The 21319-nt window shown below is 70.0% G+C and carries 22 protein-coding genes; 10 read left to right on the top strand and 12 right to left on the bottom strand.

Going from position 1 to position 21319, the window contains the following annotated elements; all coding sequences use genetic code 11:
- Positions 1-220: 220 nt before the first annotated feature.
- Positions 221-1033: a class I SAM-dependent methyltransferase gene (locus ABZ664_RS18060; protein WP_362510422.1), complete on the bottom strand. Its 813-nt coding sequence runs from the start codon at positions 1031-1033 to the stop codon at positions 221-223.
- Positions 1034-1320: 287 nt separating this feature from the next.
- On the opposite strand from ABZ664_RS18060, the gene ABZ664_RS18055 reads away from it, so the two are divergent.
- From ABZ664_RS18055 to ABZ664_RS18045, 3 genes are all read left to right on the top strand, one after another.
- Entirely contained in the window at positions 1321-3054 is a 1734-nt protein-coding gene (locus ABZ664_RS18055; protein WP_362510419.1) for a pyruvate dehydrogenase, read from the top strand.
- Positions 3055-3214: 160 nt separating this feature from the next.
- Positions 3215-3634, top strand: coding sequence for an MmcQ/YjbR family DNA-binding protein (locus ABZ664_RS18050; RefSeq protein WP_362510416.1), 420 nt, complete (start codon positions 3215-3217; stop codon positions 3632-3634).
- A 269-nt stretch (positions 3635-3903) separates the two neighbouring features.
- Positions 3904-4701, top strand: coding sequence for a hypothetical protein (locus ABZ664_RS18045; protein WP_362510413.1), 798 nt, complete (start codon positions 3904-3906; stop codon positions 4699-4701).
- Between the two features lie 109 nt (positions 4702-4810).
- Here the strand turns inward: ABZ664_RS18045 and ABZ664_RS18040 are convergent, their stop codons facing one another.
- From ABZ664_RS18040 to ABZ664_RS18005, 8 genes are all read right to left on the bottom strand, one after another.
- On the bottom strand, positions 4811-5782 hold the full coding sequence (locus ABZ664_RS18040; RefSeq protein WP_362510410.1) for an amidohydrolase family protein: 972 nt from the start codon (positions 5780-5782) through the stop codon (positions 4811-4813).
- A gap of 3 nt (positions 5783-5785) precedes the next feature.
- Positions 5786-6301 (bottom strand): 3-hydroxyanthranilate 3,4-dioxygenase, encoded by a 516-nt coding sequence (locus ABZ664_RS18035; RefSeq protein ID WP_362510407.1) that lies wholly within the window; start codon positions 6299-6301, stop codon positions 5786-5788.
- Entirely contained in the window at positions 6298-6720 is a 423-nt protein-coding gene (locus ABZ664_RS18030; RefSeq protein WP_362510404.1) for a RidA family protein, read from the bottom strand. The genes ABZ664_RS18035 and ABZ664_RS18030 overlap by 4 nt, the downstream gene beginning before the upstream one ends.
- Complete coding sequence (locus tag ABZ664_RS18025; protein ID WP_362510401.1) at positions 6717-7577, bottom strand: fumarylacetoacetate hydrolase family protein; 861 nt, start codon at positions 7575-7577, stop codon at positions 6717-6719. Before ABZ664_RS18025 ends, ABZ664_RS18030 begins: the two co-directional genes overlap by 4 nt.
- Positions 7578-7766: 189 nt before the next feature.
- The gene (gene dmpG / locus ABZ664_RS18020) at positions 7767-8780 is read right to left on the bottom strand and encodes a 4-hydroxy-2-oxovalerate aldolase (RefSeq protein ID WP_362510398.1); all 1014 of its coding nucleotides are present in this window, start codon (positions 8778-8780) and stop codon (positions 7767-7769) included.
- Positions 8777-9769 (bottom strand): acetaldehyde dehydrogenase (acetylating), encoded by a 993-nt coding sequence (locus ABZ664_RS18015; RefSeq protein ID WP_362510395.1) that lies wholly within the window; start codon positions 9767-9769, stop codon positions 8777-8779. Before ABZ664_RS18015 ends, dmpG begins: the two co-directional genes overlap by 4 nt.
- Positions 9770-9917: 148 nt before the next feature.
- Positions 9918-10715 (bottom strand): fumarylacetoacetate hydrolase family protein, encoded by a 798-nt coding sequence (locus ABZ664_RS18010; RefSeq protein WP_362510392.1) that lies wholly within the window; start codon positions 10713-10715, stop codon positions 9918-9920.
- Positions 10708-12162 carry a 2-hydroxymuconic semialdehyde dehydrogenase gene (locus ABZ664_RS18005; protein ID WP_362510389.1) on the bottom strand — a complete coding sequence of 485 codons (1455 nt, stop codon included), beginning with the start codon at positions 12160-12162 and terminating at the stop codon, positions 10708-10710. The genes ABZ664_RS18010 and ABZ664_RS18005 overlap by 8 nt, the downstream gene beginning before the upstream one ends.
- 73 nt (positions 12163-12235) lie before the next feature.
- Between ABZ664_RS18005 and ABZ664_RS18000 the strand changes: the two genes are divergently transcribed.
- Positions 12236-12994: an IclR family transcriptional regulator gene (locus tag ABZ664_RS18000; protein ID WP_350941495.1), complete on the top strand. Its 759-nt coding sequence runs from the start codon at positions 12236-12238 to the stop codon at positions 12992-12994.
- A gap of 38 nt (positions 12995-13032) precedes the next feature.
- On the opposite strand, the gene ABZ664_RS17995 is transcribed toward ABZ664_RS18000, so the two are convergent.
- Complete coding sequence (locus ABZ664_RS17995; protein WP_362510386.1) at positions 13033-13254, bottom strand: hypothetical protein; 222 nt, start codon at positions 13252-13254, stop codon at positions 13033-13035.
- A gap of 276 nt (positions 13255-13530) precedes the next feature.
- Between ABZ664_RS17995 and ABZ664_RS17990 the strand changes: the two genes are divergently transcribed.
- From ABZ664_RS17990 to ABZ664_RS17975, 4 genes are all read left to right on the top strand, one after another.
- The gene (locus ABZ664_RS17990) at positions 13531-14244 is read left to right on the top strand and encodes a dienelactone hydrolase family protein (RefSeq protein ID WP_362510383.1); all 714 of its coding nucleotides are present in this window, start codon (positions 13531-13533) and stop codon (positions 14242-14244) included.
- A 311-nt stretch (positions 14245-14555) separates the two neighbouring features.
- Positions 14556-15119, top strand: a complete 564-nt coding sequence (locus ABZ664_RS17985) for a VanZ family protein (RefSeq protein WP_362510380.1) — start codon at positions 14556-14558, stop codon at positions 15117-15119.
- Between the two features lie 129 nt (positions 15120-15248).
- Positions 15249-16001 carry a GntR family transcriptional regulator gene (locus tag ABZ664_RS17980; RefSeq protein WP_362510377.1) on the top strand — a complete coding sequence of 251 codons (753 nt, stop codon included), beginning with the start codon at positions 15249-15251 and terminating at the stop codon, positions 15999-16001.
- Positions 16002-16127: 126 nt separating this feature from the next.
- Positions 16128-16358 carry a hypothetical protein gene (locus ABZ664_RS17975; RefSeq protein WP_362510374.1) on the top strand — a complete coding sequence of 77 codons (231 nt, stop codon included), beginning with the start codon at positions 16128-16130 and terminating at the stop codon, positions 16356-16358.
- Between the two features lie 485 nt (positions 16359-16843).
- Here ABZ664_RS17975 and ABZ664_RS17970 read toward each other — a convergent pair whose 3' ends face one another.
- Positions 16844-18130: a hypothetical protein gene (locus ABZ664_RS17970; RefSeq protein WP_362510371.1), complete on the bottom strand. Its 1287-nt coding sequence runs from the start codon at positions 18128-18130 to the stop codon at positions 16844-16846.
- Between the two features lie 140 nt (positions 18131-18270).
- Between ABZ664_RS17970 and ABZ664_RS17965 the strand changes: the two genes are divergently transcribed.
- Positions 18271-18813: a gamma carbonic anhydrase family protein gene (locus tag ABZ664_RS17965; protein WP_362510368.1), complete on the top strand. Its 543-nt coding sequence runs from the start codon at positions 18271-18273 to the stop codon at positions 18811-18813.
- 380 nt (positions 18814-19193) lie between these two features.
- Positions 19194-20537, top strand: coding sequence for a hypothetical protein (locus tag ABZ664_RS17960; protein ID WP_362510365.1), 1344 nt, complete (start codon positions 19194-19196; stop codon positions 20535-20537).
- A 485-nt stretch (positions 20538-21022) separates the two neighbouring features.
- Here ABZ664_RS17960 and ABZ664_RS17955 read toward each other — a convergent pair whose 3' ends face one another.
- Positions 21023-21304: a metal-sensitive transcriptional regulator gene (locus ABZ664_RS17955; protein WP_350941509.1), complete on the bottom strand. Its 282-nt coding sequence runs from the start codon at positions 21302-21304 to the stop codon at positions 21023-21025.
- Between the last annotated feature and the right edge of the window lie 15 nt (positions 21305-21319).

Below are 21319 nucleotides of genomic sequence, written 5' to 3'. Positions count from 1 at the left end.
ACGATCGCCCAGCTCACACCGGGTGTCGCCCGCTAGTGAGCGTTCCCCGCCGTCGCCACGGATTGAGACTGTTTCGTCACCATCCGCCGATCGACCGCCGGTCAGGCGCGAGGCCCCTCTCCGGCGGACCGGGTGCCCTCGCCGGATTCTCACCCCCTGAGGACTCCCGGTCGTCTCGGATCCCGCGGGACGCCGGGCCGCCGCACCCCTCGCGGAGCGCTCAGTCGTCGTCGGGCCTGCGGGCGAGGACCGAGTGAATCTCGAAGGAGGGGGCGCTGAAGCCCGGAGCCGACATGACCTCCCGGACCTCCCTGAGCTGCCCCGAGGTCATCCCCGCCGCCGTCAAATGGTCCTCCAGATGGTGGCTGTTGCTGATCAGGAGGCCGAGCCCGGCGGACCCGCGCTCCCACACCTCGGTCCAACGCACCTGGTCGATGTCGACCAGGCCCGCCGCCGCGATATCCCGCGCGGCCACACTCCCCCAGGTCGGATCGCTACCCGCCGCGCCCAGGACCCGGGCCATGGCCGTGACGTAGATCCCGTACACCTCCCCTTCGCGCCCGCCGGAGGCGGGCGGCGCCACCCAGCGGGTGATGTCGATCTCGTCGAGCTGCAGCCGGCCGCCGGGCCGCAGCGCGGCGCGCAGGCGCCTCAGGACCTGGCGGCGCTGCGGCAGGTGGCTGAGCACGAGCCGGGCGTGGATCAGGTCGAACGCGTCCTGTGGCAGCGGGTCGGTGACGATGTCGTGGCGGGCCACGGTCAGCCCCGGTCTGGACGGGATCAGGCCGGGCTTGATGTCGGTCGCCAGCACGTGTCCACCCGGCGTCACCCGTTCGGCCAGCCAGAGGGCCACGCTGCCACCGCCCGCCCCGACCTCCAGGCACCTCCAGCCGGGCCCGACACCGGTCAGGGCGAGACGCTCGAACGTGAGCGGGTCGAGAAGCCGGGCGAGGTAGTGGTGCTGGTCGGACGAGTGGTCCCCGTCGTTGTCGAAGACGTAGTCGGACGCGGTCGCCGAGTTCTGCCCGGTCATCTGGCCCCTTCCGAGAGTGGTTACCTCGTCCGCATGGTAAGTAGGGTGCCACGGAAAGTGACAGGCATCCGGCCGGACCTGGCCGTCTTCTCTGGAGAACCTATCCCTCCGGTTACACTCTGTACGCATAAAGAACTTTTGTTCGATATATGAACGATGCTGTGTCGCGAGACACAGGTCCCCCGATACACGCGGCCGGCCGCACCCCTGACTCTTCCCGGGCGATCCTGAGTGATCCGGCGAAATACGGTGAGGTACCCCGGTGACGCCAGACATGAGGGGGCACCATGGCGACCGTCGCCGAGCAGTTCATCGAGGTTCTCCGCCAGGCCGGGGTGGAACGGATCTACGGGGTGGTGGGCGACAGCCTGAACCCGGTGGTCGACGCCATCAGGAAGGCCGGCGGCATCGAGTGGATCCACGTGCAGAACGAGGAGGCCGGGGCGTTCGCCGCCTCGGCCGAAGCACAGGTCACCGGGCGCCTCGCGGTCTGCGCGGGCAGTTGCGGGCCCGGTAACACCCACCTGCTCCAGGGCCTCTACGACGCCCACCGCAGCGGTGCCCCGGTGCTCGCGCTCGCCTCGCACATCCCCTCCGCACAGATCGGTACGGGCTTCTTCCAGGAGACCCGCCCCGGACGGCTGTTCGTGGAGTGCAGCCACTTCTGCGACATGATCAGCACACCCGAGCAGATGCCCCGGGTGCTGCGCACCGCCGTCCAGCAGGCGATCGGCCTCGGTGGCGTCTCCGTCGTGGTGCTTCCCGGTGACGTGGCGGAACTGTCCGCCGTCCATCCCGCGGGCGAGCACGACTTCCTGACCACGACCGGCACGGTCGTACCTCCCGCCGACCAGGTGGCCGAGCTGGCGGCGGCGTTGAACCGCGCCGAGAAGGTGATGCTGTTCTGCGGCGCGGGGACGCGTCACGCCCGCGACGAGGTCATGGCGCTGGCCGGGCGCGTCCTGGCGCCGGTCGGGCACGCGCTGCGCGGCAAGGAGTGGATCCAGTACGACAACCCGTACGACGTGGGGATGAGCGGGCTGCTCGGGTACGGCGCCTGCCACGAGGCGATGCACGACGCCGATCTGGTGGTGCTGGCCGGGACCGACTTCCCGTACGACGACTTCCTGCCGGGCGCGCGGACGATCCAGATCGACCACGACGCGGGACGGCTGGGCCGCAGGACCCCGCTGGAGCTGGCCGTGCACGGCGACGTCGGCGCGACGATCCGCGCGGTGCTGCCCCATGTCGCCCAGAAGACGGACCGCCGCCATCTCGACAAGACGCTGCGCAAGCACCTGAAGGTGCTGGAGAACGTCGTGGAGGCGTACACCCACGACATCGAGCACCACCTCCCGATCCACCCCGAGTACGTCGCGAACCTGATCGACGAACTGGCCGCGGACGACGCCGTGTTCACCGTGGACACCGGGATGTGCTGCGTCTGGGCCGCCCGTTACCTCAGCCCCAACGGGCGTCGCCGTGTGATCGGCTCGTTCGTGCACGGAAGCATGGCCAACGCGCTCCCGCAGGCCGTCGGCGCCCAGTTCGCGGACCGGCGCCGCCAGGTCGTCTCGCTCTCCGGGGACGGCGGGCTCGCCATGCTCCTCGGGGAGCTTCTCACCGTCCGGCAGCACGATCTGCCGGTGAAGACGGTGGTGTTCAACAACTCCTCGCTCGGCATGGTGAAGCTGGAGATGATGGTGGAGGGGATGCCCGACTTCGGCACCGACCACGCCCCCGTCGACTACGCGGCGATCGCCGGCGCGGCCGGGATCGGGGCGTTGCGGGTGGAGAATCCCTCGGACGTACGGGAGGCCCTCGCCACGGCCTTCGCGACCCCCGGCCCCTTCCTTCTGGATGTGGTCACCGACCCGGACGTGCTCGCCATGCCTCCGAGCGTCAGCGGGGCACAGGTGAAGGGGTTCGCCCTCGCCGCGAGCAAGATCGTGCTCAATGGCGGGGTGGGGCGCATGATCGACATGGCGAAGGCGAACCTGCGCAACATCCCCCGTCCCTGAAACCGACGGGTCCGGCCGTCCGGTCACGATCGTTCCGAGATCCGGACCGACCCGAAGCCGACCCGAGGCGGGGCCGAAGCCGGGCCGACCCGGGATGATCCCGGTAGATCCGCGCCGGCCCGGGGTGGAATCGTCGGCGCAGAGGTTCAGAATGGGCGCCATGGACAACTGGCGTGAGGTCCGCGAGACGCTGCGCGAGTTCGCGTTGCGCCTGCCGGAGACCTACGAGGATCACCCCTGGGACGACACGGTCGTCAAAGTCAACAAGAAAATCTTTCTCTTCCTCGGCGTCGAAGAGCCGACCGAGAAATGGAGACCGAGAGTCGGGATGAAGTTGCCGGAGTCTAGCGGCCACGCGTTGGCGTTCGACGGCGTCAAACCGTCCGGCTACGGACTGGCCAAAACGGGGTGGGTCTCGATCTCCCTGATGAACGCGAGCGCGCTCCTGGAGACCGAGATACTCCTCGACTGGGTCGAGGAGAGCTACCGCGCCGTCGCTCCCAAGAGGCTCGTCGCCACGCTCGAGGCGCCCTCACAGATCGGTGACGGACCGTCGCCCGTGGACGATCGATCACTGTAGTTCCCTTCCATTCGCCCTTTCCTCGTTCAGTGGTCTTGGTCTCGGCGTGTCATCACATGGCCCTCAAGTGAGGCTGTAAGCATCGTCACTGTCACGATGAAGCGGCTCGGCACACCGGAAAAAAAGCGTATTCCGGTCAGCGGATTGGTCGCGGCCACAGACCATGTCTCGAAGGGAATGGTGTCTCCATGATCACTCCCCATCCTCAAAAAAACGCCGCAACCATACGTAAACGACAGAAAGGGCACCGGCCGAAGAAAGGGCCGGCGATGCCGGCCCTTACCGGATTCCTCTGTCTGGCCCTCATGGTCACCGTGTCCCCCGCCCTCCCCTCACCCGCCACCGCGTCCGCGCTCGGCGACCCGTCACCCGACCCGTCCGCGTCCGGCGATCCGTCACCCGACCCGTCCGCGTCCGGCGATCCGTCACCCGACTCCGACTCGTCCGTCACGTCGACCAGCACCTCCACCTCCCCTTCCGGCAGAGACACCGACAACGGGGTCGGCACCGGAACCGGCACCACCGCGACGGGCACGAAAACCGGAACCGACACCGACACCGACGGCCCCCGCCACACGCTTCTGGATCAGGCGCGCAAGAAATGCAGGCCGAGATCCTTCTTCAGATTCCACTCCTTCAGACCGAGGAATTTCTTCATTCCCCGCACGCGCTTCATCGACGGCCCCGGCGGCACGATGACGGTTTCCGTCACCCGGCAGCATCGCGTCTACGCCGAGATGGAGCTGGAAAGGGAAAAACTCAGCGAGATCGACAGGGGCGAATTGATCCGTCAGTTGCGAAACCTGGTCAATCCGCTGCTCGCCGAGGAGTACATCGTCGAGGCCGGGCACGAATACGTGCAGGAGATCACCGACGGCAAGTACGGAAACATGTGGTATCGCGTTTTCGGCTACCGGGTGGGCTTCTCCGCGTGGCGCCAGGTCTACAGCTGCCGGGTCCGCAAGGTCGCCGCCGGAGTGGCCAACATCCCCGCGCGGGTAGAAGGCTGGAGATACTGGGAGACCGACTACCCGAAGTACAGGGGACGCCGGCTGAGCAGGCGCTGAGCCTCCCGGTCCCCGGCGGCGCGTTCCGGACCCCGGCCCTGCGACCGGTCCCGCTCAGCGCCCGCTCAGCGCCCGCTCAGCGCCCGCTCAGCGCCCGCTCAGTGCCCGCTCAGTGCCCGAGGAACCGGGTGGCGTTGCCGCCGAGCAGCTTGGCGCGGGCGGTGTCGGAGAGAAACCCCGCCCGGCGGATCAGCGAGCCCACCGGTGACTCCCCCAGCGGGTAGGGGAAGTCGGAGCCGAGCATGACCCCGTCCTCTCCCATCGTGTCGACCAGCAGCCGCAGCGCCCGCTCGTCGAACACGACCGAGTCCACACTGAACCGGTCGAGATAGTGCGACGGGGGAAACTCCGAGACCCCGACCAGGTCGTTGCGACGGTGCCAGGCGTTCTCGAAGCGGCCTAGCCAGAAGGCGAACGAGCCGCCGCCGTGCGCGAAGCACAGGCGCAGCGTCTTCGGCACCCGGTCGAGGACACCGCCCAGGATCAGGGCGAGCACCGACAGGTGCGTCTCGGCGGGCATGCCGACCAGCCACTGCGCCATCCAGCGCTCCAGCCGTGGACCGCCCGCCATGTCCCAGGGGTGGACGAAGACGGGCGCCCCCACCGAGGCACAGTGCTGGAGGAACTGGACGACTCCCTCGTCGTCGAGGTCGCGGTCGCCGACGTGATTGCCGATCTCGACGCCCGCGTGCCCGGAGGCGAGGCACCGGTCCAGCTCGGCGCAGGCCAGGTCGGGATCCTGGAGCGGCACCTGGCAGAACGGCACCAGCCGCTCGGACTCGCAGATCTCCAGCGCCAGGTCGTTGAACACCCTCGCGACCCGTACGGCCTCGGCCGCCGGACGCTCGTAGGAGAAGAAGACCGGCGTCGGGGAGACGACCTGGACGTCCACCCCGTCGGCGTCCATCCGTTCCAGGCGGACCGAGGGATTCCAGCAGTCGTCGGCGATCCGGCGGAACTCCCGATCCCCGAGCATGATCACGGCCTCCCGCTCGGAGTCGACCCTGAGCCGGGGCGCCCCCGGCCAGCCGAGATCGGGCCAGCCCTTGGGGACGTGGTGCGTGTGAACGTCGATGATCAACGACTATCCCCTGCCGGGGTGGACGGTGCCGCAGTTCCCGCAGGTACGCGCCTTCTCGTCGTCGTAGAACGCCTGGAAGATCGGCGGCAGGTCGGTCACGATGTCACGGACCTGGAGTTCCACCTCGTGGACCACGCCGCTGCACCGCGGGCAGTACCAGAGGAATTTCTCCAGCACGCCCTCCGGCCTGATCCGCTCCACCACCAGGCCGATCGACCCCTCCTCCGGGCGCTGCGGCGAGTGCGGCGTGTTCCCCGGGAGCAGCCACATCTGCCCCTCGCGCACGTGCACGGTCTCCGGCCCCTCGGGGGTCATGATGTTGACGTGCATGTTGCCGCGGATCTGGTAGAAGAGCTCCTCGTACGGGTCGATATGGAAATCGGTCCGCGCGTTCGGGCCTCCGACGACCATGACGATGAAGTCGCCGGTGTTCTCGAAGACCATCTTGTTGCCCACCGGCGGCTTGAGCAGGTGGGCGTGCTCGTCGATCCACTTGGTGAGGTCGATGGGGGCGATCATGGGCGAACCTCCGGTCGATGGGCCACGGCCTGAATCTCGATGAGCAGGTGCGGGTGGGGCAGTTGGTGGACGGCCACGGTGGTGCGTGCCGGGCCGGTCTCGTCGAAGTACTTCGCGTAGACCGCGTTGTATCCGCCGAAGTCATTGATGTTCACCAGGTAGGTGGTGATCTGTACGAGATCGCTCAGGTCGGCTCCCGCCGCCTTGAGGATGTCTCCGATGTTCTCTATCACCGCCCTGGTCTGCTCGGCGATGTCGAGCTTCACCGTGCCGAACTCGTCGACCTCGGCTCCCACGATCGTGTTGTCGGGCCTGCGCGAGCTGGTCCCGGACACGTACAGGAGGTCTCCCGCACGCTTGACGTGCGGAAACCTTCCTCGCGGCGTCGCCTTTCCCTCGACGACGAGCCCCTCGCTCATGATTCCTCCCCCGAAGTTCCCGGTCTGTCCGAAGCCCCCTGTACCCCGGAAACCCCCGACGCCCCCGGCGTCGTCGGCGCGGGTTCGGAAGCGGGTTCCGGCGCGGAGGCGGTGAACGAGACCGAGCCCAGGTGCTGGATCTCGGCCCGCACCCGCGCACCGGGCACCAGCGGCTCGGCGGGCGTGGCGGCACCGGCGAGCAGGATCCAGCCCGGTTCCAAAACCATCTCCGCCTGGAGGGCGAGGCGCACGGCCTCGGCGAGTGCCCTGCGCGGGTCGCCCAGGATCGCGCCGGTCGATCCGGTCTGGACCACGCGCCCGTCGATCTCCAGGACGACGCCCAGGTTCCAGCGCGACGGGTCGTACGGCTGCCAGGGGCCGACGACGTACCCGGCGGCCGAGGTGTTGTCGGCGATCACGTCGGGCAGCGAGAATCTGAAGTCCTCGTAGCGCGAGTCGATCACCTCGATACCGGCCGCGACGGCCGCGACGGCGCCCGGCGCGAGCGCGTCGCCCGGCGACGCGATGCGTCGGCCGATGAGGTAGACGACCTCCGGCTCCACCCTCGGATGGATGAATCCAGAAATATCCATGTACGAGCCGTCGAGGATGGCCGACGACTCCGGCACCCGGCCGAAGATGACGTCGTGCACCCCCATCTGGCGGCGCTTGCCCTCGCTGGTGAAGCCCAGCTTCACCCCGGCGAGCCGGTCCCCGCGCTCCAGGCGGAGCCGGATCAGCTCCTCCTGGACCCGGTAGGCGTCGGCCACGCCGTAGTCCTGCTCGGGCCTCGGCACCGCGCGACCGGTGCGGGCGGCCTCGTCCAGGACGGCGGCGAGCTTGTGCAGGTCGGTCACTGGGACACCATCTTTCTCGCGGGCACCACTGCGGTGCTCGGTGAAGGGACTCGGCGGGAGCCGGGGGACGGTGACATCGCTACGGCGCTCGACGAAAGAGCTCGGCGGAAGCCCGAGGACGGTGACACCACTACGGCGCTCGACGAAAGAGCTCGGCGGAGGCCGGGGAGAGCCGGAGGACCGCCGGTGTCACGACGTCTCCCCGGTCCGCGCCAGGTCCAGCGCGATGTCCACGATCATGTCCTCCTGGCCGCCCACCATCCGGCGGCGACCCACCTCGGTGAGGATGGTCCGGGTGTCGACCCCGTAGCGCGCCGAGGCCGCCTCCGCGTGCCGCAGGAAGCTGGAGTAGACCCCCGCGTAGCCGAGCGTCAGCGTCTCCCTGTCCACCCGGACCGGCCGGTCCTGCAGCGGCCTGACCAGGTCGTCGGCCGCGTCCATCAGGGCGTGCAGGTCACAGCCGTGCTCCCAGCCCATCAGGTCGGCCACCGCGACGAACACCTCGATCGGGCAGTTGCCCGCCCCCGCGCCCATCCCCGCCAGGGAGGCGTCCACCCGGTAGGTGCCGTTCTCCACCGCGACGACCGAGTTGGCCACGCCAAGACCCAGGTTGTGGTGGGCGTGGATGCCGATCTCCGTACCCTCGTCGAGCACCGAGCGGTAGGCCCTGACCCGCTCCCGCACCCCGTCCATGGTCAACCGGCCGCCGGAGTCGGTCACGTAAACGCAGTGAGCGCCGTACGACTCCATGAGCGCCGCCTGCCGCGCCAGCTCGTCGGCGGAGGTCATGTGGGACATCATCAGGAACCCGGCCACGTCCATCCCGAGCTCGCGCGCGGTGGAGATGTGCTGGGCGGAGATGTCGGCCTCGGTGCAGTGGGTGGCGACCCTGACCGAGGTGACACCGAGGGCGTGGGCGCGCCTGAGGTCGTCGATGGTGCCGATGCCGGGCAGCAGCAGGGTGGTCAGCTTCGCCCGCCGTACGGCACCGGCGACCGCCTCGATCCACTCGTCGTCGGTGTGCGCGCCCGCGCCGTAGTTGAAGCTGCCCCCGGAGAGGCCGTCGCCGTGTGCGATCTCGATCGCCGCCACCCCGGCGGCGTCGAGGGCCGCGGCGATCTCGGCGGCCTGGGCGACGGTGTAGCGGTGCCGGATGGCGTGCATGCCGTCCCGCAGTGTCACGTCCTGCACGTAGAGCTTCACGCGCCCACCTCCGCGTCCGTACGAGCGGCCAGGTCCGTGCGGTCCCGGTCTTCCTTGCGACCCGCGTCCGCGGCCCGCTCCGTCACCTCGGCGAGCCGCTCGGCGGTGCGCAGCGCGGCGGAGGTCATGATGTCGAGATTGCCGGCGTAGGCGGGCAGGTAGTGGGCGGCGCCCTCCACCTCCAGGAAGACGGTCACCTTCACGCCGCCGTCGCGGGTGCCGTCGGGGAGCGGCTCCCCGGCCGGGATCGTCTCGAGCTGGATGTCCTGTTTGAGGCGGTAGCCGGGCACGTAGTCGTTGACCCGCGCCACCATTTCCAGCACCGCGTCCTTCACCTCCGCCACGGTCGCCTCGTCGCACTCGTCCACCAGGCAGTAGACCGTGTCCCGCATGATCAGCGGCGGCTCCGCCGGGTTGAGGACGATGATCGCCTTGCCCCTCGCCGCCCCGCCGACCCGCTCGATCGCCCGGGAGGTCGTCTCGGTGAACTCGTCGATGTTGGCCCGCGTGCCGGGCCCCGCCGACCGGGAGGAGATCGAGGCGACGATCTCCGCGTACCGGACGGGCACCCGCGAGGCGACCGCCGCGACGATCGGGATCGTGGCCTGCCCGCCGCAGGTGACCATGTTGAGGTTCGGTTCCGTGAGGTGGTCCTCCAGGTTGACCGGGGGCACCACGTAGGGGCCGACCGCGGCAGGGGTGAGGTCGATGACGCGCTTGCCGTGCGCCCTGAGCACCCGGTCGTTGTGCCGGTGCGCCCCGGCCGAGGTCGCGTCGAGGACGACGTCCACCTCGGCGAACCCGGGCAGCGCGACCAGTCCCTCGACGCCCTCATGGGTGGTGGCGACTCCGCGGCGGCGAGCGCGGGCCAGTCCGTCGGAGTCGGGGTCGATGCCCGCCATCGCGACGACCTCGACCTTCTTCGACAGCAATGCCTTGAACATCAGGTCGGTGCCGATGTTCCCAGAACCGATGATGGCGATTTTCACAACAGGCCCGCTTTCACACGTCGTACGAGTTCCCCTGGTCCTCCGAGCTCTCCGGACTCCCCGAGCTCTCTGGACCTGCCGAGTTCCCCGGCCTCGCCGGACTCCCCGGGCTTCACGGATTTCACGAGCCGGTCGGGGCCGTGGGCTCTCACGAGAAGACCGTCCTGACCGAGCCAAGGCCCTCGATGTGGGCCTCGAACACGTCGCCCGGCTCGACGCCGACCATCGGGCCGAGCGCGCCGGTGAGCACGACGTCCCCGGCGCGCAGCGGGAAGTCCGTACCGCCCAGCGCGTCGGCGAGCCAGACCGCGGCGTTGAGCGGATGCCCCAGGCAGGCCGCGCCCACCCCCGTGGAGACCTCCTCGCCGTGCCGGTTCATGGTCATCCCGGCGAGGCGCAGGTCCAGGCCGCGCAGGCTCACCGGGGTGTTGCCGAGGACGAACGCGCCGCTGGAGGCGTTGTCGGCGATCGTGTCGACGAGGGTGATGTCCCATCCCGCGACGCGGCTGTCGACGATCTCGATCGCGGGCAGCGCGAAGTCGACCGCCCGGATGACGTCGGCGACCGTGAACGGGCCGCCCTCCAGGTCGCTCCCGAGGACGAGCGCGACCTCCGCCTCGACCTTGGGCTGCAGGAAACGGCCGGTCGGCACGGGCAGGCCGTCGAGATAGGCCATGTCGGCGAAGAGCATCCCGAAGTCCGGCTGGTCCACGCCGAGCTGGCGCTGGACCGCGGCGGAGGTGAGCCCGATCTTCCTGCCGACCAGCCTCCTGCCCTCGTCCAGCGCCCGCCTGGTGTTGATCTCCTGTACGGCGTAGCCGGTCTCGGCGCTCCCGCTCGGCAGCGTCTCGCGCACCGGGGCGCACGGCTTGCCGCTCCTGGCCGCCTCGAGCAACCGGTCGGCCGCCTCCACGCGCACGTCGGTGGCCTCGCTCCACTCAGTCATGTCCAGGCTCCAGCTTGATGGTGATCGTGGTGGGCTCGGAGTAGAAGTCCAGCGAGCGCGTGCCGCCCTCGCGGCCGATGCCGGACAGCTTCACCCCGCCGAAAGGAGTGCGCAGGTCGCGCAGGTACCAGGTGTTGACCCAGACCAGGCCGGCCTCCAGCGACCTGGCGACCCGGTGTGCCCGGCTCAGGTTGGAGGTCCAGACGGTCGCCGCCAGGCCGTACTCGCTGTCGTTGGCGAGCCCGACCGCCTCGGCCTCGGTGTCGAACGGGGCGATGTGGCAGACGGGACCGAAGATCTCCTCCCGGTTCACCCGGGAGTCCGGCGGCAGGCCGGTCAGCACGGTCGGCTCGACGTAGTAGCCGCCGTCGCGGTCGTCGCCGAAGCGCGGCACCCCGCCGCCGGCGCGGATCTCGGCACCCTCGTGCTTGGCCAGCTCGTAGTAGGAGAGCACCTTGTCCCGGTGCTCGGCGGAGATCATCGGCATCATCGTGGTGTCCTCGTCGGAGGGGCGGCCGAACCGCAGGTCACCGGCGCGCCTGGCCAGCCGCGCGGTGAACTCCTCGAAGACGGGCCGCTCCACGTAGAGCCGCTCGGTGCACAGGCAGACCTGGCCGCCGTTGGTGAAGACCGACCGCACGCTTCCCTCGACGGCCGCGTCCAGGTCTGCGTCGGCGAAGACCAGCCCGGCGTTCTTGCCGCCCAGCTCGAACGAGACGGGCTTGACCCGGTCCGCGACCGCCTTCATGATCGTCGATCCGGTACGGCTCTCGCCGGTGAAGGTGACCGCGTCCACGCCGGGGTGCTCCACCAGGAACTGGCCGGTGGAGCCACCACCGAAGCCGTTCACGACGTTGAGGACACCGGGGGGCAGACCGATCGAGGCGGCGATCTCCGCGAGCACCGCGACCGAGCTCGGCGTGTGCTCCGAGGGCTTGACCACGACGGTGTTGCCCGCGACGAGCGCGGGACCGAGCTTCCAGGTCGCCAGCAGGAACGGCAGGTTCCACGGCACGATCACCGCGACCACGCCGAGTGGCTTGCGCACGGTGTAGCTCAGCACGTCCGTGAGGTGGAACGCGTCCTCCGGGTGCTGGGCCGCGATCTCGGCGAACGACCGGAAGTTCGCGGCTCCGCGCGGGATGTCCAGGGTGCGGGTCTGGGTGATCGACTTCCCCGTGTCGGCGATCTCCGCCGCCACCAGGTCCTCGAACCGCTCCTCGATCGCGTCGGCGAGGCGGCGCATCCAGGTGGCGCGCTCCGCCATCGGCAGCGCGGCCCATCCGGGCAGGGCCGCGTGGGCCGCGGCGACCGCCCTGTCGACGACGTCCCGGTCCGCCTCGCGGACCTCGCGCACCGGCCGGCCGGTCACCGGGTCATGGGTGGCGAACGTCGCGCCCTCGGCGACCGGCACCCCACCGATGAAGTGGTTCACCTGGTCAGACAAGTCTGCTCCTCGGGAAGGTACTCCTTCAGGTCACTACGTACGGGTATAGAGCCGCAAACGGCCATAGGCAAGAATGGGTTCCGTGAAACGGAACCCCGACCGTCTGTCCCTGCTGGAGAAATCCTGGCTCGTACTCGACGCGTTCCGCCCCACGGGAGGACCGCTGCGCCTGGCCGACGTCGCCGAGCGCTGCCACCTGCCCAAGACCACCGCCTTCCGGCTACTCACCGAACTGACCGCGATCGGCGCGATCACCCGCCGCCCCGACGGCTACTATCTCGGCCGCCGCCTCTTCGAACTCGGGAGCATCGTGCCCCTGGAGCGCGACCTGAGACACGCGGCGCTCCCCTTCATGCACGACCTTTACGAGGCGACCCACGAGACCGTCCACCTCGGCGTGCGCGACGGCCTCGACGTCGTCTACGTCGAGAAGATCCGCGGCCAGGAGACCTTCGCCCTGCCCTCGCGCGTCGGCGGGCGCCTCCCGCTGACGTGCACCGGGATCGGCAAGGCCCTGCTCGCCTACTCGGGGCCCGACCTGATCGACGAGGTCCTCGGCCGCCCGCTGCGCCGGTTGACCCCGCACTCGATCGTCGACCCCCGGCGTCTGGAGGAGGCGATCGGTCAGATCCAGGCGGCGGGGCTCGCCTACGAGCGGGAGGAGGCCCAGCTGGGCGGCGCCTGCATCGCGGCCCCGGTGTTCGGCGACGGCGTGGCCGTGGCCGCGCTCTCGGTCTCGGTGCCGCTGGCCCGCTTCCAGCCCACCCGGCTCGCCCCTGCCGTCAAGGCCGCCGCCCTGGGCATCTCCCGCGCTCTGGCCAGGACCATCTGACGGGCGGTCGGCCGCGCCGAGGAAGCCCTCGAACGGCCTCACGACCGGAATGGCCTGCCCTCCTGCTCGGCATCCCGGCTCATGTAGCCGAAGAACGCCTCCGCGGCCTCGTCGAACGCCTCGCCGCTGTAGATGTTCACCTGCGGAATGATGATCGACCGCTTCGCCTCGGCGAGACGGACGTCGATGAACTCGCTCGCGCCTTCGGAGGCGTCGGTGAGGTCGCCGGAGTACTCGGCGAAGCTGTTGCGGTAGTCCACGAGATGTGCTCGGCGTCGAGTTGGTGTGCGGCCACCTCTCCCCAGCCCGGGGTGGAGGCGGCGGGAGCGTCGACGGGGACTCGAAGCCGCCTGGTGATGACGAGGCTTTCCAGGGTGTCCACAAGCGCACCTTATCCGCGAGACGCGCCCATGCTCGGCGGGTTTTCCTGGCCTGCGCCCGCACATCTGTCCGCGTTCGGCGGGTATGCGATTCGCCGACCGTTCGTCCGTCATACGCCGGCACGCCGGCGGTCGACACGCCAGCAGGAGGATCCCGTGGAAGTTCGCACCGAGACGGTCACCGTCGCCGACGGCTCGTTCGACCTGCACCTGTGGCTTCCCCCGAGCGGCCGGGGCCCGGTCATCCTGCTGATCCAGGAGATCTACGGGGTGGGACCGTACATCAGGAAGGTCGCCGAGGACCTGGCCGCCCTCGGGTACGTCGTCGGCGCGCCCGACCTGTTCTGGCGGATCCGGCCCAACTGGGTGTCCGGCCACGACGACGCGGGAACGGCCCTGTCGGTCGAGATGGTCTCCACGTTCGACGTCCCCCAGGGGGTGGCCGACTCCGCCGTCGCCCTGACGCACCTGCGGGAACTGCCCGAGGCCGAGGGCGGGGCCGGGGTGGTCGGGTTCTGCCTCGGGGGTTCCATCGGCTACCTGCTCGCGGCCACGGTCGAGGTGGACGCGGTCCTGTCGTTCTACGGGTCCGCAGTCCCCGACGCCTCGGGCATGCTGGAGAAGACCACCTGCCCGCTGTTGCTCGTCTTCGGCGGTTCCGACCCCTACATCCCTCGGGAGCGGGTCTCCGTGGTGGAGGAGGCCGCGGCCGGTCGGCCGAACGTCAGGGTGTACGTCGCCGAGGAGGCCGGGCACGCCTTCCACAACCACGAGGCCCCCCAGTTCTACGACCAGGAGGCCGCGCGGGCCGCCTGGGACCAGGCCGTGCACTTCCTCGGACGCAACCTCCCCCTGCCCTCTCTCCCCTGAGGCGCGTACCGCGCGAGGAGCCCGCCCTTCCCTGAGGCGCATCGCCCTGGCACATACCGCGCGAGGAGCCCGCCCTTCCTCGAGGCGCGTCACCCTGGCACATACCGCGCCGGCCTCCCTTCCCCGGGGCGCGTCCCCGGCTCGGGGCCTCCGTACGCGCGAGCGCGCCGACGGCCTCTCCTCGCGCCCGGGCACCCTTTCGCCGCTCGGGGAGCCGCTCACGGGGATGAGAACGACCCTTGCCTGGAGGTCACCTTCTCGTAACCTCGAAGGCCGCCCGAGGGGACTCCGCGCACCCCATCATTTGTCTTGTGCACCAGGCGTGGCAGCAGTGGGGGAATGTCGTTATAGCGGCCTTGCTCGCGGTCCCCGCGGTCGTCGTCGCCGTCCGCCTGCTCACCCTCCGCCGCGCCCGCTCCGGCCACCCCTTCCCGGCGCGCACCGCCCTGGCCGACGTGGTCGCGGTGGCGGGGACCGCGCCCTGGATCTGGATGATCCTCACCCCCGGAGCGGGGATCTCCGGCGTCAGTCCCGTCCCTTTCTCGGACCTGTGGGCGACACTTCACGGACCGGGACAGACGGCGTTCGTGCAGGTCGGAGGGAACCTCCTGGTCTTCGCCGCGCTCGGGGCGATGCTTCCCGTCCGTTCGGCGCGTTTCGCCTCGCTCACCCGGATCGCGGCCGTGGCGGCAGGGGCGTCGCTCACCGTGGAGGTCCTCCAGTACGCCCTGCGCCTGGGGCGGGTGAGCTCCGTCGACGACGTGATCCTCAACGCGGCGGGGGCCGTGCTGGCCGCGGCCGTCACGCGCCGATGGTGGGCCGTTCGAATACCGGTCAGGACCGTTCCACGGTTACGGACCGGGAAAACTCTTTAAGATCGCCACACGGGCACGATCCTCCCAAAAGAAGCACGATACCAACCTCCGTATCTGTGCGATCGTGGACAAGGCGGGGCAAGTTCTCTGGAGACGCCAAACCCGGTTGGTGACAGAGGGTGATCGAACGTGCAGCATTCCCCGGTACCTCCCGAGCCCCCGATCTATCGGCGCATCGCCGACGGGCTTCGCGAAGCGATCCTGTCCGGCGATCTCCGAGACGGGGATCGGCTTCCGGGCGAGAACGCCCTGATGGCCAGTCACGGCATAGCCCGTGCCACCGCCAGGCAGGCCCTGTCCGTACTAATCAACGAAGGCCTCGCCGTCCCCAAGCGCGGCTCAGGGGTGTACGTCAGGCAGTTCCGCCCCATCAGGCGACACGGCTCCCGACGGCTCTCCCGTGACCAGTGGGAGCGCGGCGAGGCCATCTGGGACTCCGACACCAGGGGGCGCCCCTACACCGTGGACCAGGTGGACATCGACCGGGAGACCGCCGAGGACGCCGTGGCCAGGGTGCTGGGCAGCCCCGAGGTGTGGGTCCGCAGGCGGCGCTACTCGGTGGACGAGCGGCCGGTGCAACTGTCGGTCTCCCACTTCCCCGCCCTCCTGGTGGACGGAACCGCGATCACCAGAGAGGACACGGGCCCCGGAGGCGTCTACGCGCGCCTCGGCGAGCTCGGCCACGCCCCGGCGCACTTCACCGAGGAGATCAGGGCCCGCATGCCCCATCCCCACGAGACCGTCCAGCTCGACCTGCCCGCGGGCACCCCGGTCATCGTGATCGCCCGGGTCGCCCGCACCGTGGACGGCGTCGCCGTCGAGGTGAACGAGATGACTCTCGACGCCGCCTCTTACGTACTTCAATACGACTTCGACTCATAGATCAAGACCATCCGTCAACCGATAGGTTGACCTGTCCCCCGCGATCATTGATTTCTCTAGAGAAGTGCCTCACCGTCAGAGGTGGAGCGTCGCAAAGACGGGCCTGGGCGCGGGGAAGGTGCACAGATGTCTCTCGACCGACATCTCGCTGAGATCGCCCGGGAGTTTCCCGACTGGACGATCTGGCGGAGTGACGCGGGTCGGTGGTGGGCAACCCGCCACCACCCGCTGACCTCCGCCCAGCGTGATGTCGGCTGCGCGATGACCATCGACGCGGACGATCCGGAAGGGCTGCGTGAGCAGCTAATCGACCAGCGGGAACGTTCCGGCGACACGGAGCCGGGGACGGACACCTGAAGACCGCCCGGTGCCGGGATGAGCGGATCCGATGCGGTCCCGGCGCCGGGCCCCCAATCGCGGAAGTCCCCGACCCGATCGGGGGCGGGGGCTTCCGCCTGATCCTCACCACCGTCGGGGCGGAGGCCTCCGCGTGCCTCCGCCTCCGCCGGGGGCCACCGCCTGACCTCCGGCCGACTCCCGCCGCCGTGACGTCCGCGAGGCCGTACGAGCCCCGCGGCGGGTCCGTGAGGAGATCACGTCCCGCCCGCCGTCCCTGCCGCGCGGACCCTCTTCACGGCCTCCTGGACCGACCACGGCCGTACGAGCCCCTCACAGCCTCCTGGATCGGCCACGGCCGTATGAGCCCCTCACAGCCTCCGGAGCCGACCACGGCTGCGAGCCCTCCTCACCGTCTCCACGGCCGTGCGAGCCCCTCATGGTCTTCGGGGCCGACGTCTCCACGGCCGTGCGGGGCCCCCTCGTGTCTCCGGGGGCGAGGACTCTTACTTTCTTCTGGGCGTGGCGTACTTGTCCTCGTCCTTACCGGCCTTCTCCGCGGCCGGACCGAGGTCGGTGTCGCCGACGAGGTCGGTGTCGTCGTACACCTCGACGCGCGTCTCCTCCGAACGGTCCTCGCCCTTGCCACGCCGCTCGCCCGCGCCCCCGACGGTGTCGTCGTCCACGATCACACGTACGGATTCCAGGTCGGGTGAGTCGAACCCGGCGTTCCGCCCGCTCTTGGACGCGTTCCCGGATCCGGGGGGCCCGGCCTGTCCCGACGGCGCCTTCGCGTCGTCAGGGGTGACGGCGTCCGCCGCGCCGGGTGTGCCATGGACGTCGTCGGGCGTCTCCTCGGCGACGGCCCCCGAGACGGCGTCAGGTCCCGTGGCGGGGGCGGTCAGCGCCGGCTGGACGGGGGCCGGGGGCAGCACGGAGCTCTCGTCGATCAGGGCCCCCGCCGAGCTCTCGCGGTGGAGCAGGTCGCCCAGGACGGTGCCCATCTCGTGCAGACGGCGCATGACCTCGTGGTGGGTGTCTGTGAGGTAGACGACCCGGCGACCGGTGGTCTCGTCCAGGGCGGCGGCGCGCTGCTGTGCCGCCGACAGGGTGGAGTGCGCGTCGTTGTTGGCGGCGAGCACGGTCGCCTCCGCCTCGGCACGGGCGGCGCTCAGCGTGGAGTCGGCCTCGGCGCGGGCCTCCTGAACCGTCCGCTCGGCCTCGTTCCTCGCCGAGGTGATCATCCGGTCGGCCTCGGTGCGGGCGCTGCGCAGGGTGTCCTCGGACTCGGCGCGGGCCGCGTTGAGCGTCTCCTCGGCGTCGTTGCCCGCCTGGGACAGCATCTGCTCGGCGGCCGCGGTGGCCTCGGCCACCCGGCGCTCGGCCTCCTGCTGCGCGGCGTTCAGTATGCCCTCGGCCCGATCCTGCGCGGAGGTGATCAGCCGCTCGGCCTCCATCGCCGCGTCGTCGCGGAGCTTGATCGCCTCGGCCTCGGCGACCTGCTTCTTGGAGGTGGCCTCCTCCTCCCCGAGTTTCAGTATCTGGCTGAGCCTCTGGCCGAGCTCGTCGTAGTCCTGCGGGGCGTCGGAAAGCCTCTTGCGGGCCTCGGCCAGCTCGATCCGGCCCTGCTCGGCCTGGTCGATCGCGCGCCCGAGCCGCTCCTCCAGGTCGCGGATCTGGTGGCGGTGGCGGTCCATATAGTCGTGAACCTGACGACGGCTGTAGCCGCGCATGACGACCTCGAACGAGTCCTCATGCATCAGGTCGGGAAAGCTCTCGTGCTGGTTTGTCATAGCACTACCCGTGGAGGTTGTGTGGCGGAAAAGGAGACGTCAGGAGACGACTTTCCTGCTTACTGCCCAAGTCTGCAACCGGAACGCCCCACCTGCTTACCGAAAAACCGGACAGATCGACCCCTCGTAACATCGTTGACATGAACGTCACGCCCTACATCGCGGCCCTCGACGGCGGCGCCGTCCCACAGATCCATCCGGACGCCTACATCGCCCCCGGAGCGGTGGTCGTCGGGAGGGTACGGCTGGGCCGTGCCGCGAACGTCTGGTACGGCTCGGTCCTGCGCGGCGACGACGAGGACGTCGAAGTCGGGGAGGAGTGCAACATCCAGGACCTGTGCTGCCTGCACGCCGATCCCGGTCAGCCCGCCGTACTGGAACCCCGGGTGAGCCTCGGGCACAAGGCCATGGTGCACGGGGCCCACGTGGAGACCGGCGCGCTCGTGGGCATCGGCGCGATCGTGCTGGGCGGCGCCAGGGTCGGCGCGGGATCGCTGATCGCGGCGGGTGCCCTGGTGGCGCCGGGGAAGCGGATCCCCGCCGGGGTGCTCGTCGCGGGCGTCCCCGGAAAGATCGTCCGTGAGCTCACCGACGACGACCGCGCCCTGTTCGCCGGTACTCCGGCCGGCTACATCGCCAAGGCGGCCCGCCACCGGGCCGCGACCCCCGTGCCACCGGCCTGAACGGCCAGAACGCCCCGAGCACACCCTCGGGCGGATTTCCCGACCCCGGGCACCGACGCCCCGAGGGATTTCCCGGCCCTGGCCGTACCGGCTTCCGGCGGACTGCCCGGTCCTGGCCGTACCGTCCCGGGTGGATCTCCCGCTCCCGGCCTTATACGCCCTCGGGAAACTTTCCGGTCCTGGCCTTGTGCCCCCGGATGGACTTCCCCGTCCGGGTCGTGGCGCACGCTCCCCGACACGGTGGCGGGGAGAGCCTTACGATCGTGCGAGGCCCGATCGGGGATCGCGGGGCCTGGCAACGACCTTGACCGCTTGACCGAAGGGAGGCAGGGGCGTCCCGCCCGTGGCACCAGGCTGCGGGTACTCGCCCCGGAATGCCGATGACCGGCATGTGGCAGTGGGATGGGTTCGACGCCATCGAGAACGACGTGCGGACCATGGTCACCGACCCACGGTGGACGGCGCTGCCGCCGCTCGCACGCGCTCAGGCCATCGCCCAGCGCACGCTGTCCACCCCGGACGGCGGGCGCTGGCTGTTCGGCGCCCACGCCCGCTGGTACCGCCAGGATCCCGCCGACGGCCGGTGGCACCTCACCGCTCCCCCCGCCGACCGGAGCTTCCGCGCCGCGGCGCACGTGATCAACGTCACCTCGATGATCATGCAGCACCTGATACCGACCGGCGCCGACTTCGCCGTCGACCGGGGGTCGGTCCAGGGGTTCGTCGGCCCCGACGTGCCGTACGAGATCACCGAGAGGGTCCGCGAGCTGGTCATCGCCCAGCGCGGCAGGCGCAGGGAGGACTTCCCCATCACCGGGCCGTTCGCCGGGCTCTTCGCCGGGGAGGTGGCCAGTCCCGTCGCCGCGATCTGGGGCACGCTCATGTGGTGCGCCTACGCCCCGGCCTTCGACGGCAACGAGGTGTTGCTGTCGATGTTCGGAGAGTTCCTGGCCCGCCCGCTGCCCGGCGACGAGTGGGTCCGCTGGCTGCCGCCCACCTCGCTGGGCGACCTGGTCGCGCTCTACGGCGAGCGGGTCAGGGCCGGGCACCCCGAGGCGGGCCTGCGGCTGGTCGCGCTGATGGCCGACACCGCCGCCGTGGTGCGTGCGGATCCGAGGTTCAGGCCGAGGGCCGACGCCCTGCTGTCCATGGTCGAGCCGTTGCTCCGCCGGGCCTGCCAGGATCCCGCCATCGCGCACCAGGGCGACGACGCCGTGAGGAACGCGTGGCTTTCCCGCTGCCCGCCCCACATGACGCTGCCCGACGACTCGCCGGGCGAGCACTTCCAGCACGCGCTCTACGACCTGGTCCAGTCGCTGGGGTTCCTCGCCCCGATGGGCGCCGACCCACGGGCGGTGGCCGCCTCGCTGCTCGCCGCCGACCTGTCGGGTGTCGCGCCCAGGGCGGCCGACCGTCTCTACCCGTGGCTGGATCCCGAGCTGCGGCACATCCTCCACGTGGTGCTCACCGACGCCTCGCATCCGCTGAGGGGATGCTGGCCGCGCTCGGGCGAGCTGCCTTCCGCGCTGCATCCGCCGGACCGTAACGCCGCCGCCGCTCTGCTCGGTGCCGCCTACGCCACAGGGCTCGCGTGGTGCCGCCTCACGGGGACCGAGATACCGGAGCGCGGATTCGCGACGGCCTCGGCGGTCGTGCACCGGCTGACGCACGAGCGCGACGACCCGGTCCCCCCTGTATCGGGAACTTACCCCCGCCACTTCTGACACAGATCAGTATAGTTAAACCACAAATTCAGTTATTTCATCCTTACTCCCCCTATATCCTTCTAGCCCCCTACGCATCAGACAATTAGCTGAATTGTGATCTCCTAAACGGGAAATGATCCTCCTTGAGGACGTGTCGGGCGGGGCGAGGAATGGTCCCGATGGGCCATGGGCACCGATGACCGCCCGCCGTAACCTCGAAGTGGGTGTGGGCTGCGGAAGGAAGGACGACGCGGTGGGGCACGACGACCTGGACTCTAGGGTCCACGACCGTGTCGCGTTGGACGAGATCGCGCTCTATGCCGAGGTGCTGTCCGCCGTCGCGATGAGCGAACGGCCCCTCACCTCGGTGGAGCTCGACAACGCGCTCGGATTGAGCGCTTCGGCTGTTTGCTGAGGCCTCTGGAAGAACCGTTTCCAAGACCTTGTCCCGGACCCTCCGACGGGGTCCGGGACGTGGTCGGAAAAGATAGTCATGTGACTAGTCACGAACGGACGAGACGGGCGATCGCGGCCGACGCCTCCTTGACCTTCTCCTCCGCCTCCGGCCCCCCGGCGCTGATGGCGTCGGCGACGCAGTGCCCGATGTGGTCCTCCAGCAGGCCGAGCGCCACCGCCTGGAGCGCCCGCGTGGCGGCCGAGACCTGGGTCAGCACGTCGATGCAGTAGGCATCCTCTTCGACCATCCGCTGCAGGCCCCTGATCTGCCCCTCGACACGCCGCAACCGGGTCAGATAAGCCTGCTTGTCACCGCTGTACCCATGCATGTCCCAACGGTACCG

Origin of the sequence: Streptosporangium sp. NPDC006930, assembly GCF_040635605.1 — a bacterium.
Lineage (GTDB): Bacteria > Actinomycetota > Actinomycetes > Streptosporangiales > Streptosporangiaceae > Streptosporangium.
This window is presented reverse-complemented; position numbering and strand designations above follow the sequence as displayed.

Excerpts from the sequence above, each read along its gene's own strand:
- ABZ664_RS18060 (WP_362510422.1), bottom strand. The coding sequence starts at position 1,033 with ATGACCGGGCAGAACTCGGCGACCGCGTCCGACTACGTCTTCGACAAC.
- ABZ664_RS18050 (WP_362510416.1), top strand. The coding sequence starts at position 3,215 with ATGGACAACTGGCGTGAGGTCCGCGAGACGCTGCGCGAGTTCGCGTTG.
- ABZ664_RS17960 (WP_362510365.1), top strand. The coding sequence starts at position 19,194 with ATGACCGGCATGTGGCAGTGGGATGGGTTCGACGCCATCGAGAACGAC.
- ABZ664_RS18035 (WP_362510407.1), bottom strand. The coding sequence starts at position 6,301 with ATGATCGCCCCCATCGACCTCACCAAGTGGATCGACGAGCACGCCCAC.
- ABZ664_RS18030 (WP_362510404.1), bottom strand. The coding sequence starts at position 6,720 with ATGAGCGAGGGGCTCGTCGTCGAGGGAAAGGCGACGCCGCGAGGAAGG.
- ABZ664_RS18000 (WP_350941495.1), top strand. The coding sequence starts at position 12,236 with ATGGGTTCCGTGAAACGGAACCCCGACCGTCTGTCCCTGCTGGAGAAA.
- ABZ664_RS18055 (WP_362510419.1), top strand. The coding sequence starts at position 1,321 with ATGGCGACCGTCGCCGAGCAGTTCATCGAGGTTCTCCGCCAGGCCGGG.
- ABZ664_RS17970 (WP_362510371.1), bottom strand. The coding sequence starts at position 18,130 with ATGACAAACCAGCACGAGAGCTTTCCCGACCTGATGCATGAGGACTCG.
- ABZ664_RS17955 (WP_350941509.1), bottom strand. The coding sequence starts at position 21,304 with ATGCATGGGTACAGCGGTGACAAGCAGGCTTATCTGACCCGGTTGCGG.
- ABZ664_RS18045 (WP_362510413.1), top strand. The coding sequence starts at position 3,904 with ATGCCGGCCCTTACCGGATTCCTCTGTCTGGCCCTCATGGTCACCGTG.
- ABZ664_RS17975 (WP_362510374.1), top strand. The coding sequence starts at position 16,128 with ATGTCTCTCGACCGACATCTCGCTGAGATCGCCCGGGAGTTTCCCGAC.
- ABZ664_RS17965 (WP_362510368.1), top strand. The coding sequence starts at position 18,271 with ATGAACGTCACGCCCTACATCGCGGCCCTCGACGGCGGCGCCGTCCCA.
- ABZ664_RS18010 (WP_362510392.1), bottom strand. The coding sequence starts at position 10,715 with ATGACTGAGTGGAGCGAGGCCACCGACGTGCGCGTGGAGGCGGCCGAC.